General features: G+C 61.4%; 8 protein-coding genes and 1 tRNA gene. 7 read left to right on the forward strand and 2 right to left on the reverse strand.

Features of this window, described 5'->3' with window-relative positions; all coding sequences use genetic code 11:
- Positions 1-106 precede the first annotated feature (106 nt).
- Positions 107-3,745 (reverse strand): PAS domain S-box protein, encoded by a 3,639-nt coding sequence (locus J3R84_RS01820; RefSeq protein WP_203527665.1) that lies wholly within the window; start codon positions 3,743-3,745, stop codon positions 107-109.
- A gap of 230 nt (positions 3,746-3,975) precedes the next feature.
- Here J3R84_RS01820 and J3R84_RS01825 point away from each other — a divergent pair, with 230 nt between their 5' ends.
- The 4 genes from J3R84_RS01825 (at position 3,976) to J3R84_RS01840 (ending at position 7,886) form a co-directional block, all read left to right on the forward strand.
- Complete coding sequence (locus J3R84_RS01825) at positions 3,976-4,425, forward strand: phasin (protein WP_025425989.1); 450 nt, start codon at positions 3,976-3,978, stop codon at positions 4,423-4,425.
- A gap of 148 nt (positions 4,426-4,573) precedes the next feature.
- Positions 4,574-4,650 (forward strand) — tRNA-His (locus tag J3R84_RS01830).
- Positions 4,651-5,038: 388 nt separating this feature from the next.
- Positions 5,039-6,802: an adenylate/guanylate cyclase domain-containing protein gene (locus J3R84_RS01835; protein ID WP_025425990.1), complete on the forward strand. Its 1,764-nt coding sequence runs from the start codon at positions 5,039-5,041 to the stop codon at positions 6,800-6,802.
- A gap of 403 nt (positions 6,803-7,205) precedes the next feature.
- The gene (locus tag J3R84_RS01840; protein ID WP_025425992.1) at positions 7,206-7,886 is read left to right on the forward strand and encodes a peroxiredoxin-like family protein; all 681 of its coding nucleotides are present in this window, start codon (positions 7,206-7,208) and stop codon (positions 7,884-7,886) included.
- A gap of 199 nt (positions 7,887-8,085) precedes the next feature.
- Here the strand turns inward: J3R84_RS01840 and J3R84_RS01845 are convergent, their stop codons facing one another.
- Positions 8,086-8,967: a LysR family transcriptional regulator gene (locus tag J3R84_RS01845; protein WP_025425993.1), complete on the reverse strand. Its 882-nt coding sequence runs from the start codon at positions 8,965-8,967 to the stop codon at positions 8,086-8,088.
- 116 nt (positions 8,968-9,083) lie between these two features.
- Here J3R84_RS01845 and J3R84_RS01850 point away from each other — a divergent pair, with 116 nt between their 5' ends.
- From J3R84_RS01850 to J3R84_RS01860, 3 genes are all read left to right on the forward strand, one after another.
- Positions 9,084-10,580, forward strand: coding sequence for a CoA-acylating methylmalonate-semialdehyde dehydrogenase (locus J3R84_RS01850; protein ID WP_025425994.1), 1,497 nt, complete (start codon positions 9,084-9,086; stop codon positions 10,578-10,580).
- A gap of 354 nt (positions 10,581-10,934) precedes the next feature.
- Complete coding sequence (locus tag J3R84_RS01855) at positions 10,935-12,041, forward strand: YjgN family protein (RefSeq protein WP_025425995.1); 1,107 nt, start codon at positions 10,935-10,937, stop codon at positions 12,039-12,041.
- Entirely contained in the window at positions 12,031-13,086 is a 1,056-nt protein-coding gene (locus J3R84_RS01860; RefSeq protein ID WP_025425996.1) for a M48 family metallopeptidase, read from the forward strand. The genes J3R84_RS01855 and J3R84_RS01860 overlap by 11 nt, the downstream gene beginning before the upstream one ends.
- The last annotated feature ends 108 nt before the right edge of the window (positions 13,087-13,194 follow it).

Raw genomic sequence — 13,194 nt, forward strand, 5'->3', positions numbered from 1 at the left:
CTTGGATCGCCTCCGATTTCAAGAAGAGGATTATGCAGCAGGAATTGCCGTGAGGATGCCAACAAACTGGTTTCCCCAAGTCAACATTTCCTTACAGCATCTGTCGTCAGTTCGCCAAGACGCGTTGTGACGGGAAGGAGATTTCCACCAGCGTGCCCTCGTTCGGTGCCGAGGTGATGGCGAACTGCGCACGGTTGGCTTCGGCCATGGCTTTGGTCAGCGGCAGCCCGAGGCCGGTGCCGTCGCCACGCTTGCGGCCACCGGTCGTCACCTGCCGGAAGGGCTTCATCGCCTGGTCGAGTTCGCTGCGCGTCATGCCGACGCCGGTGTCGCGGATACGCAGGATCACGCTGCCGTTCGGCTCATAGGAGGTCGACACCACGATCTGTCCGCCCGATGGCGTGAAGCGGATGGCGTTCGCCAGGATGTTGAGTGCGATCTGCTTGATCGAGCGGCTGTCGGCAACCACGTTCGGCACAGCTGTCGAAAGCGACGTGCGGATGATGACGCGCTGGCTGTTTGCCTGCGGCTGCACCAGCGACACCGCTTCGGAAACCGCATCGTTGATTTCGACCGAGCCGAAGTCGAGATCCATCTCGCCCGCCTCGATCTTCGAGATATCGAGCAAGTCGTTGACGATATCGAGCACATGGCGGCCGGAGCGGCCGATGTCGCCGGCGTATTCGATATAGCGCGGATGGCCAACCGGGCCGAAATGCTCGCTCGCCATCATGTCGGAAAAGCCGATGATCGCATTGAGAGGCGTGCGGATTTCGTGGCTGACGCGCGCCAGGAACTCCGTCTTGTGGGCATTTGCCGTCTCGGCCGCGCGCTTGGCGTTGCGCAACTCCTCTTCGGTCCGCTTCCACTGGGTGATGTCGCGGATGACGGCGCAATAGCCGTTGGAGGCGGACAGGCGGCCGATGGTCATGAACAGCGGCAGGAAGCCGCCTGCGGCCTCGCGGCCGATCACTTCGCGGCCGTCGTTGAGTACGCTGGCAACCCCATGGCCGGACAGGCATTGCAGATAATCGATGACCGCCTTCTGGCTCTCATGGGCAAAGAGCGCTGCAAACGGCTTGCCGCGGATTTCGCTCTCATCGTAGTTGAAGAGCGCGCTCGCTGAGCGGTTGATCGAGCGGATATCGCCGTCGTGTCCGAGAATGACGACACCATCGGTCGCCGTCTCGAGGATCGAGCGCAGCTCGTCGATTTCGGTCTTGAGCTTGCCGACCTGTTCGTCGGCGACGGGAGCCGGAGCGGTTTCGACCGGGCTCGCTTCGCTCTCTTGGGGCTGCGCGACTTCCGTCGATGCCAGGGCCAGCATCAGCGCGCTCTTTCCGTCCCAGCGGATCGAGTGCAAGTGGGCCGTTACCGGAAGCAACTGCCCGGTCTTGCGGATCAGCGTCATCGTGCCGTCCGGCTCCGTGTCGCCGACCTCCTCGTCATTGGCAAAGAGCGCGTCGATGCCGCCTTCCTCTTTGAAATCATCGAGCGTGTCGTAGCCCGTCAGTCGCAGGAATTCCGGATTGGCGTGCAGCAGGTCGTCGCCGAGATGCACGAGCAGGCCGACAGGCAGGCTATCGAGGATCTCGCCGCTGAAACCGACGGTCGCGATCGTCGCCGGGTCCATGCTCGCCTCGGCCAGGTCGTCGGATCGAGGTTTGGCTGCGGCCACCTCGCTCGAAGCTTCTGGCGTCTCGAACTCAGACTCGCTGGTCGCGGTCGGCGCGGCCTCAAGAGCTGCTTCGTCCAGGGTTTCAGATACCGGTTGTTCCGCTTCGCCTTGGATGGCGTCGTCTGAAGCCTCGTCCGACCGGGTCTCGTGCGCCTCTGGGCGTCCCACAAAATTTTCGCCGAGCTGCCGCGCGATTTCGCGAAAAGCCGCCTGCTCGCCGCGGGTGAGCGCGCTTGAACCGGCCGGGCGGTGTAGCTCGAGTTCGATGATCTTGTCGGAAGCCCGGCGTCCGGGCGTCTCGACGATGCGAAGTGCTGGGCGCTCACCAAGGAAGGGATCGGCCGGCACCGCGGGCTGGTCGGTCGTTACTGCCTCGGTCGGCTGCGGCTCGTCGGAAAAAAGTGCAGGTTCGTCGGCTTCATTCGCGCCGGCGGTCGCGATCTCGTGGGTCGCCTCTTCAACGGCTGCCACGCCATTCGGCGAAGTTGGCGCCGTCAGATCGTTGGCCTCTATCGCATCCTCGTCACGATCGAGCGAAAGGCCGTTGGCGTTGTGATCTTCGACGGCATCTGCAACGCGCACGATGCCGAAGCCGCGGAAACCGTCGAACTCCCGCGAGCGCGAGTAGGTGGGCAGGGCGGCGAGGTCGACCGGGACCTTAAGGCTCGTGCCTTCGACCGGCCAGAAAATCGTCTTGCCGGACCAGGTGTCGCGGCGGTGCAGGAGCTCGTTGATCTTGTTGTCGGGGTCGAGACCATAGCGCGCCGCAAGCGAGGCGAAGCTGACACCGATCACGTCGGCGGCCTTCGGCCCGACCGCCGAGGCAAACTCCTCCGAGATTTCGCTGAACTGTCCTTCCGCGTCGATTTTCCAGACGAACCGCACCGCCCGCCCGCCGATCGCAAAGGCGAAGTCGGACTGAGCGCCGACAGGGGCGTCTTTGTGTTCGCGCGGTTCAACCGATGTAGCATCGGGGACAGGCGCTGCCTCGGCGACAATTGCCGTCTCGGCGGACGGCAACTGCTCCGCGCCTTCTGGTGCGGCGTCCGTCTGTTCCTGGGCCGCATCTGATGTTTCGGCGGTCGCTGTTTCCAGCGGCGTTTCGGTATCGGTGTCGACGGCGAGGTCGGGTTCCTCTGCTTCGACTGCGGCGACGACGTCGTCGGCTTCCGCAAGCGGCTGCTCGATTTCACGTTCGGCGACGATCCGCTGATCCGCCGAAGCCAGCTCGTCGGGAGCCGATTGCTCGACGACCGTTTCCACCGCGCCAGTAGCCATCGCCGCTTCCGTTTCGACGACAGCGGGTGCGACGTCGGTCACAACATCGGCCTCGACGACCTCCGCGACGGCTGTCGGCGGCAAGACAGCCTCGGCCGGTGCTTCATCCGGGTCGAGGTTGCCGAGGATGGTTTCCACCGCAAAGAGAAGATGAAGCGCCGGTTCGTCGGCGATCTTACCGATGGCGGCGGGCAGGTGTCCCTTTGCCGTGGCGACCGGGCGCTTGATCAGCCAGTCATGGTCGCGGGCAACGGCGGCGACGAGTTGGCGGCGCGTCTCGTCGGACATGCCGAGATTGGCAAAGCCAGGCGACTGGGCGACGATCGTACCGTCGGCATCCAGCACGGCCATGTGCGTGTCCGGGCCGTCGAGCCCGGCGATCATGCGCGCCGCGCGATCTTCCGTCGAAAGCGGCTTGCCGGAATGGGGTGCGGTGAACAGCACGCCCAATTCGTCCGGCCGGACGCGGATCAGTTCCACCGTCGTATTGAGCGGCACGCTTCGAAAGCCCGCGGCAATGCGCATCAAGAGCTGGCGACGATCGCCGACCGAAACGAGCTGCGTCGCGGCGGCCTTCAACTGCCGCGCCGACAGGTCGTTCGCATTGGGGCCCGTGTCGATGAAGTCGTAGATCGAGTCTGCGCCGAAGAAGGCGGCACCCTGATCGTTGGCCCACAGAACGCGGTTAAGGTCCCTCGAAAACAGGATCGCCGCATCGCCGCGCGCAAAATGTTCGCGCACCCGCTCATGCACGGCAATGTCGATGAAGGGGTACTGTCTTGCGGGCATGGACGGGCCTATTGACGGGTCGCTGGTACGTTAACACTCTATTAATACCCGCCACGCGGCTGAGGGTCCAGCAATCGGCGTCTTTCGCTCACCCCTTTCATCGCGAAGGGTTAACGCAGGCGAATTTGTGCACTGCACAATTTTATTGCAATGCACAATAGGATCGGTTATATAGTGTGCATCAATCAACGGCGCCTCAAAAGAGGGCCCTGACACCAAGGAGCGCATTCATGGCTACCAAGAAGATCGACGACGCATTTTCCTTCTCCTCTTTCGACCCGGCAAAGGTTGCCGACAGCTTCCGCGACTTCGCGGAAAAGGGCGCTGCCCAGTCGAAGGACGCTTATTCCAAGATGAAGACCGCTGCCGAGGAAGCAAGCAAGACCGTCGAAGCGACGCTTGAAAGCGCCCAGACCGGTAGCGTTGAACTCGGCCTCAAGGCCATCGACGCCCTGCGCACCAATGCCGAAAACTCGCTTTCGCACATGGAAGCGCTGCTCGGTGTGAAGTCGCTGTCCGAATTCGTCGAGCTGCAGACCTCTTTCTTCCGCAAGCAGGCTGAACTTGCCGTCGAACAGACCAAGTCGATGCAGGAAGCAACCAAGAAGGTTGCTGAGAATGTTACCAAGCCTGGCAAGGAAGCCGCTGAAAAGGCGATGTCTTCTTTCAAGAAGGTCTGATCCGCGCCGGCCCCTGGCCGCGCTTGGCATGAATGGGACCGGGTGGCTTGCCATCCGGTCTTTTTGCAGGATAATCTCAAGTTTAGGCTTGCAAAGCGGCGGAAGTCTCCGTATGTGAGCCGCCAAGCGACTGATGTCGCTCGTTTGTGCGGTTGTAGCTCAGTTGGTTAGAGCGCAGGTTTGTGGCACCTGAGGTCGGAGGTTCGAGACCCCCCAACCGTACCATTCTCTTTATATCTATCTGATATTAAGCGCTTTTCGCGCACCTGCTTCCGTCTCTATCGACGTTCTCCGGATATTTGGACGACAAATGCACCACAATCGACGGTGCGGGTTGGTGTTCCAACGCTTAAATCCGCTTAAGGCAGGAACGGAATTCCAAACGTCGCTGTGTCCATCTCCGCCATCGACCCGAACCGGTCGTTCCTGAGGCCCGGATCGCACCCTGAAGCTGACATTTTTTGGAACCGCCACACAAGTGGAGGTTGGCGCGCCCTGCCACGATGTTGGATATCGACCAATCGGCTTCAAGCCGAATGGACATGGGAGCAAGACGCCAGTAAAATTTCGCCAATGGGCGCCAGGAAGGCGCCCCAGGAAGGCGCCATTGTCCATGGCCAACGAACCCATCACACGGCGGCTCGCTGCCATTTTGGCGGCTGACGTAGTCGGCTACAGCCGGCTCATGGAGCGTGACGAGAAAAGCACCTACACGCAGCTCATGGCGCGATGGAAAGAGGTGTTGGAGCCACTCGTCGCCACACATCAGGGCCGCGTCTTCAAGAGGACCGGCGACGGCGTGCTCGTCGAGTTCTCCAGCGCCGTCAACGCCGTCGAATGCGCCGCGGCACTTCAGCGGGCCATGGCAGCCGCCAACAAGGACGTGCCGGCAGACCTGGCGATCGTGCTTCGCGTCGGCGTCAACCTGGGCGACATCATGGTCGCCGACAGCGATCTCTACGGCGATGGGGTCAATGTGGCGGCGCGTATCGAGGCGCTTGCCAGGCCTGGCAGCGTAGCCATTGCGGATGGTGTTCATGAATATGTGCATGGTCGCATCGACCTCGACTTCGTCGACAGCGGTCATCACGAGGTCAAGAACATCGAACGCCCGGTGCATATCTGGACGTGGTCGCCGGACGACCGCACAAACGATCCCGTCAAGATTGCCACCGAAGCCCCGCCGCAGCTTCCAAAGAAGCCATCGATAGCCGTTCTGCCGTTCGACAACATGTCCGGCGACCCGGAGCAGGGGTATTTCGCCGACGGCATCACCGAGGACATCATCACGGATCTCTCAAAGGTTTCCGGCCTCTTCGTGATCGCCCGCAACTCCTCTTTCGCCTACAAGGGCAAGGCGCCAGATATCCGCAAGGTGAGCCGGGAACTTGGCGTCCGCTATGTCCTGGAAGGCAGCGTACGCCGGGCCGCTGATCGAATCCGCATCAATGCCCAGATGATCGACGGCACGACCGGCGGTCATCTATGGGCCGAGCGCTACGATCGGGGAATTGAAGATATCTTTGCGGTTCAGGACGAAGTGACCCGCACCATCGTCACCGCGCTCAAGGTGAAGCTAACAACCGGCGAGGAAGAGCGACGCGGGAGCCTCGGCAAGGTCGATCCAGAAGCCTATGATCTGCTCGTCCGTTCCCGCCAGGCGATTCTGCAGTTCAACGCCGTATCGTCCGCGGAGGCGCGCAGCATGCTCGAGCGTGCCATCGCCATCGATCCGGGGCTTGCGGCTGCCTACGCTTCTCTCGCGATCATCGCCTTGACCGATTTCATCAATCGGTGGAACGGCGGGACGGCCGACGATCTTGAACGCGCTTTGGAGCTGGCACAAAGGGCCGTCGATATCGACGATAACGAGCCGCATGGCCATCACGCTCTCTCGCTCGCGCACTGTTGGATGCGGCACTTCGACGAAGCGGAGCATGCCGCTCAAAGGGCGATCGAACTCGATCCCAATTCCGCGAGCTGCCATACTGCACTTGGCACGATACGGGATTTCCAAGGTCGGTACGAAGACGCGCTGCCATTCTACACACGGGCCCATCGGCTCGATCCGCAATTCGACCTGTCGCTGCATTTCCTGGGTCGGACGTTGTTGAACCTCGGCCGTTTCGGCGAGGCCGAGATCGCCTTCAAGCGCCGCCTGGCGCTTGCGCCGCGATCGGACATGACGCGCCTTTATCTCGCCTGCCTCTATGGTCGCACCGGGCGCCACGAGGAGGCGCGCCGCTACTGGCGCGAAGTGTTCGAGGTTAACCCGAACTTTTCCATCAACCACCTCAAGCGGGCCTTGCCTTACCGGGATCCCACTGTGCTCGATCGACTGGCGGACGGACTCCGCGAGGCCGGAGTGTCTATCTAACCAGGGAAGGCGCGTGTCAGGAGGTCCATTCGACCTCGCCGCCGTGCCGTCCCGTGGCACGGATGACGATTCGCTGTTTACTGCTTGCTCGTGGGCCAATGTGAGGCCATTCTCAGGTCGATCCTGGCTGTACGCTACTGCATGTTTCCTTAAATCCTATTCGATTTAAGGAAAAAACATGCAGCAATTCAAAGTGCGACAGCGACCTTTGCGCGTCTAATAAGACGCGCGGCGCTGTATGGCGAGAGGTCAGGCCCTGCGGCGCTTGATTTCGACCTCGGCAACATGGCGGAGGCCGAGAGCTCTCTGCGTTGGAGCAGGACGTTTGCGCCCAGTACGGGCTCTTTGAAGTACGTCTTGTGCTGCCTCTTCTTCATTGGTCCTTCGGGCGAGGAGGTTGACCATGTCTGCACATTATCTGGATCATCCGTTACAACCGGGCGACCAGGCTCCGAACTTTGTGCTGGATGCGATCTCACGCGAGGGGAAGATCGCACTTGATGATTTTCGCGGCCGTCGCCCGTTGTTGGTCGGTTTGTTTCGAGGCCTGCTGTGTCCGTTCTGCCGACGCCATGTCGCGGCGATGGCACAGTTCAACACGGCTCTGCGCGAAAAAGGCGTCGAATCTCTGGCGGTGGTCAACACCCCGGTCGAGCGCGCGCGACTCTATTTCCGCTATCATCCGATACCCGGTCTTCTTGCTGCATCGGACCCGGAGCGAGCTTCACACCGCGCCTTCGGCTTACCCCTCCTCGAGTTTACGGAGAATGAGACCGACTGGCCACGCAAGGTTGGAATGGACGTGGTCATGACGATGCGGGTCGATCGGCCGGGTGAATTGCCTGAACCGATGGATCCGGCGACCGCGGGCGACCTTCTCAGCGAGAAGGATGGGTACGAAATCACAGAAGCCGATCAGCAGGTGAGGGTACCCGGCCATATGCAACTCATTGGCCAGTTCCTGCTCGATCGAGAAGGTGTGGTGCGTTGGAGCTTCACGGAAGTTGATGGCCAGGGCCAAAATATGTGCCGGGCGCTGAATCCCGAAGAATTGATGTCGGCAGTTTCACAAGTCGCACATTGACAGCGAAAAACGCGCCAGACCGCCGCGTTGGATTCTGTGGGTAGAGACATTCGCCGGCGCGCAATCGTCCGGGATCGCTCCACTGCATGTTTCCTAAAATCGTTTTCGATGTAAGGATAAAAACATGCAGCCATTCAAAGTGCTACAGCGACCTTTGCGCGTCTAACAAGACGCGCGGCGCTGTAGCTCTGGAGCGCGGTCAGGCAAACATCTGGTGCTCCGCGGTCACCAGCTCCTGCAGGAAGGCCGCCACGGTGCGCACGCGCACCAGGTCGCGGGCGCTTTCGTGGTAGGTGGTCCAGTAGGCACGCCGGATTGTGGTTTCAGGCAGGATGCGCTCGAGTTCCGGCGTGTGCCGGGCGATGTAGTTGTGCAGGATGCCGATGCCGGCGCTGGAGCGCACCGCCTCCGTCTGCCCGGTGGCGCTCGAGATTTCGAAGGCGGCATCCCAGCTGCGCATGATCTCGGCCGAAAAATTCAGCGACGGCGTGAAGATCAGGTCCTCGACATAGCCGATGCGGCGATGGTGCTTGAGGTCGTCGATCGTTTGCGGCGTGCCGTGCTGCGCAAGATAGGTCGAGGAGGCGTAGAGACCGAGCGTGTAGTCGGTAAGCTTCGATGAGACCAGGCGTCCCTGTTCCGGCCTTTCGATGGTGATGGCGATATCGGCTTCACGCTGCGACAGCGAGAAGGAGCGGGGCACCGGCACGAGCTGCAGCTTCAGTTCCGGATAGCGCGCCGTCAGCCGCCCGAGGCGCGGCGCGAGGAAGGAGACACCAAATCCATCCGGCGCGCCGATGCGTACCGTCCCGGCGATCGCCGTGTCGATGCGGCCGATCTGCGACTGTGCTGCCAGCATCTCCGTTTCCATGCGTTCGGCCGCCGCCAGGAAGATCTCGCCTTCGGCCGTCAGTTCGCAGCCGTTCGGCCTGCGCACCAGGAGACGGGTCTTCAGCGTTTCCTCAAGCGAGGTCACCCGCCGGCTGAGCGTGGCATGGTTGAGGCCGAGCCGCTTGGAGGCGGCAAGGATCTGCCCGGTGCGCGCGACCGCCAGAAACATTCTCACGTCGTCCCAATTCATGTTTCTGATCCCTATGGACTTCAATTTGCGCACAACGGTTGCTGAATATCGGAAATTGCTTTGTTCAAATCGTAGTGCGATCATGCCGCCACAATCAAGATCAGGAGGAGACATCCATGTACGAACTCGGTCATTTCATCGATGGCAAGCGCGTCGCCGGCACCAGCGGGCGCACGAGCAACATCTTCAACCCGGCAACGGGCGAAGTGCAGGGCACCGTGGCGCTGGCAAGCGACGCGGAACTCGGCGCTGCCGTCGCCAGCGCCAAGGCCGCGCAGCCGAAGTGGGCAGCCACCAACCCGCAGCGCCGCGCCCGCGTGTTCATGAAGTTCGTCGAACTTCTCAACACCCACATGAACGAGCTGGCCGAGATCCTCTCGCGCGAGCACGGCAAGACGATTGAAGACGCCAAGGGCGATCTCGTGCGCGGCCTGGAAGTCTGCGAATTCGTCATCGGCATTCCGCATCTGCAGAAGAGCGAGTTCACCGAAGGTGCCGGCCCCGGCATCGACATGTACTCGATCCGCCAGGCCGTCGGCATCGGCGCCGGCATCACGCCGTTCAACTTCCCCGCCATGATCCCGATGTGGATGTTCGCCCCGGCGATCGCCTGCGGCAACGCCTTCATCCTGAAGCCGTCCGAGCGTGATCCGTCCGTGCCGGTCCGCCTGGCCGAACTGATGATCGAGGCAGGTCTGCCGGCCGGCATCCTCAACGTCGTCAATGGCGACAAGGGCGCGGTCGACGCGATCCTCACCAACCCCGACATTTCGGCCGTATCCTTCGTCGGCTCGACCCCGATCGCCCGCTACGTCTACGGCACGGCTGCCATGAACGGCAAGCGCGCCCAGTGCTTCGGCGGCGCCAAGAACCACATGATCATCATGCCGGACGCCGATTTGGACCAGGCCGCCAACGCGCTGATGGGCGCCGGCTACGGCTCGGCCGGCGAGCGCTGCATGGCTATCTCGGTTGCCGTTCCCGTTGGCGAGGACACTGCCAACCGCCTGATCGCCAAGCTGACGCCGATGGTCGAAAGCCTGCGCATCGGCCCCTATACCGACGAGAAGGCCGACATGGGCCCGGTTGTCACCAAGGAAGCGGAGAAGCGCATCAGAAGCCTGATCGACAGCGGCCTCGAGCAGGGTGCGAAACTCGTGGTCGACGGCCGCGACTTCAAGCTCCAGGGCTATGAGGACGGCTACTTCGTCGGCGGTTGCCTGTTCGACCACGTCACCCCGGATATGGATATCTACAAGACCGAAATCTTCGGACCGGTCCTTTCGGTTGTTCGCGCCAAGAACTACGAGGAAGCCCTCGACCTGCCGATGAAGCACGAATACGGCAATGGCGTCGCGATCTATACCCGCGATGGCGATGCTGCCCGTGACTTCGCCTCGCGCATCAACATCGGCATGGTCGGCGTCAACGTTCCGATCCCGGTTCCGCTCGCCTACCACTCCTTCGGCGGCTGGAAGTCCTCGTCCTTCGGCGACCTCAACCAGCACGGCACGGACTCGATCAAGTTCTGGACCAAGACCAAGACGATCACTGAGCGTTGGCCGTCAGGCATCAAGGACGGTGCCGAGTTCGTCATGCCGACGATGAAGTAATGACGGGATAAAGATCCTCCCGCCTCCAGGGCCTCCTTCGGGAGGCCCTTTTTTGTTGCGTGCCCGAGGCCTCCTTCGAGAGGCCTTTTTTTGCATGCCGGGGCCCCTTCGAAAGACCCTTTTCTGTTGCATGTCATGTTGCACTGCAACTAATTTGATATGCCCGAGGCGGCGGAAAATTGATTCGCGCCTTGGTCGAATATTGCAGGCATTTCGACCGTTCATTTGCATGGAAGGCTCATCCGGGGGATAGCCACAGTTCGCTGGGTTCACAATTGACGTCAATCTGTCGCAACGCGGCGCCTGTGTGATGGCGGGCTGCCGCAAGCTGATTTCATTGAGAGAGGTTTTATCATGGTCGTGGCCGAAACGGCGTCGATGCAAGGGACGTTGACGCAGAGGGTACCGGACAATTTCCACCGTCTGTCGTTTACCGGTAGCGGAAAAGAGTATTTTGGCATCTGGATCGTCAACGTGCTGCTGACGATCATCACGCTCGGCATCTATTCCGCCTGGGCGAAGGTCCGCCGCAACCGCTATTTCTACGGTAACACGGTGCTTCTCGGGCGCGCCTTCGAATATCACGCAAAGGGTAAGCAGATCCTGATCGGTCGGGTGATCGTTTTCGCTTACCTGATCTTCTACAACGTCATGCTGAACGTCGTGCCGATCGCCGGCATCATTCTTGCCCTGTTGCTGGTGGCCTTCGTGCCATGGCTGGTCGTCAGGGGCCTGCGCTTCAGTGCCCGCGTGACCAGCTATCGCAATGTGCGGTTCGATTTCGTCGGCGGCGTCGGCGGTGCGTTTCTCGCCTTCATCGTCGGTCCGGTTATTTCGGTCCTCACACTTGGCATCCTGGTGCCGCTCGCCAGCCGCTGGTCCTATCGCTACATCGGCAGCAACCTGCGTTATGGGCAACGGGCATTCGCGACCGATCCTTCCGTCGGTGCGATCTACAAGTCGTGGTTCCTGTCGGCGGCCATCATCGTCGCTGGCCTGCTGATCATTGCCTTTATTGGTTTCCTCAATCTGGCCGTGATCATGTCGTTGTTCGACGGCTCCATTGAGGCAACGCTGGGAATGCACGTTTCGATGATTGCCTTGTTCGTCATCGCCTACATTGCATTCCTCTCGATCTTCGGGGTCGCGGCGCTGTTCTACCGTGCCGGCGTGCGCAACGTCGCCTGGTCGGCAACGACCTTCGACGGCAAGCATCAGTTGACGAGCGACCTGTCGCGGGGCCGTTACGCCTGGATCGCGATTACCAACATGATCGTCACCATCTTCACGCTGGGCCTTATGCGTCCCTGGGCAGCCGTGCGCATGGCGCGTTATGTCAATGAACACACGGGCGTCCATTTCGAAGGCAATGTCGGCGAGATGTTCGACCGGATCGCCCAGGAAGGTTCGGCCGTCGGTTCGGAGTTCATGGACTTCGAAGGGTTCGACTTTGGCTTCTAACGGCACGGAGATTGCTGTTGGCGAGTGGCATCCGGCCGGTTCCAGCCGGTCGGTGCCCTCGCGGCTGATCGAAGATGGCGGTGGCCTCAAGGCTTTGGATGAGGCCGGCGCCGAACTTGCAGGTGGAGCACTTGCTGCCGTCGATATTTCTGCGCGCGTCGGCGCCATTCCGCGTCGCATCGAGTTTCCCGATGGTTCTCTGTTCGAGACGACCGACAACGACGCCGTCGATCGTTTCCTGAAACGCAAGGGAAAAACCAATCTCGTCCACGAATGGGAGCGTTTTCACCCGCGCCTGATCGCGGTCGTCCTGGCGACCGTGCTCAGCGGCGTGGCCATCTATCGTTATGCCGTACCGGCGCTGGTCGAAATCGCCGTGCTGGTGACGCCGCCGATCGTGCCGAAGATCATGTCGGCAAGCACCATGGAGACGATGGATCGCACGCTGCTCGACACGTCGGCGCTTGCAATTGAGCGCCAGGACAAGATCCGTGAGGGGTTCAACGCGATCGCACGGCTGTCCGATCGCGGCGAGGGTGGCTACACCCTCAACTTCCGCATGGGCGGGACCATCGGCCCGAATGCTTTCGCGCTGCCCGACGGCACGCTGATCGTTACCGATGAGCTGATCGAGCTTGCCGGCGACGATACCGAAATGATCGTCGGCGTGCTGGCGCACGAGATCGGTCATGTCGAACTCGAGCATAGCCTGCGCCAGATCTACCGCGCCGCGGGCGTCGCTGGGCTGGTCATGATGATCGGTGGCGACATCGGCTCCGGTGCTGAGGACATTCTGGTGCAGGGTGCCGGTCTCCTTACGCTCTCCTTTTCGCGTAGCGCGGAAGCGGCAGCAGATCGGCATTCGGTGGAACTGATGCTGAAAGCCAGGCGGGATCCGACGGCAATCGCACGGTTCTTCGACCTGCTCGAAAAGGAGCTTGGCGACAGTTCCGACACCAGCATCCTTGCGACCCATCCCGGCACACCGGAACGGCGCAAGGCGATCCTCGATTATGCCGGCGAACTGAGGGCGCAGGCTCAGTAGCCCTCTGGTCCGTCGAGCGGCTTCCCCACACAAGGCGCGACGCTGTCATCAAAACGAAAACAGCGGGCACACGGCCCGCTGTTTCCAATTCACGCGATGGCTACAGCG

This window comes from Ensifer canadensis, from assembly GCF_017488845.2.
Taxonomy (GTDB): Bacteria; Pseudomonadota; Alphaproteobacteria; order Rhizobiales; family Rhizobiaceae; genus Ensifer; species Ensifer canadensis.

Excerpts from the sequence above, each read along its gene's own strand:
- J3R84_RS01820 (WP_203527665.1), bottom strand. The coding sequence starts at position 3,745 with ATGCCCGCAAGACAGTACCCCTTCATCGACATTGCCGTGCATGAGCGG.
- J3R84_RS01825 (WP_025425989.1), top strand. The coding sequence starts at position 3,976 with ATGGCTACCAAGAAGATCGACGACGCATTTTCCTTCTCCTCTTTCGAC.
- J3R84_RS01835 (WP_025425990.1), top strand. The coding sequence starts at position 5,039 with ATGGCCAACGAACCCATCACACGGCGGCTCGCTGCCATTTTGGCGGCT.
- J3R84_RS01840 (WP_025425992.1), top strand. The coding sequence starts at position 7,206 with ATGTCTGCACATTATCTGGATCATCCGTTACAACCGGGCGACCAGGCT.
- J3R84_RS01845 (WP_025425993.1), bottom strand. The coding sequence starts at position 8,967 with ATGAATTGGGACGACGTGAGAATGTTTCTGGCGGTCGCGCGCACCGGG.
- J3R84_RS01850 (WP_025425994.1), top strand. The coding sequence starts at position 9,084 with ATGTACGAACTCGGTCATTTCATCGATGGCAAGCGCGTCGCCGGCACC.
- J3R84_RS01855 (WP_025425995.1), top strand. The coding sequence starts at position 10,935 with ATGGTCGTGGCCGAAACGGCGTCGATGCAAGGGACGTTGACGCAGAGG.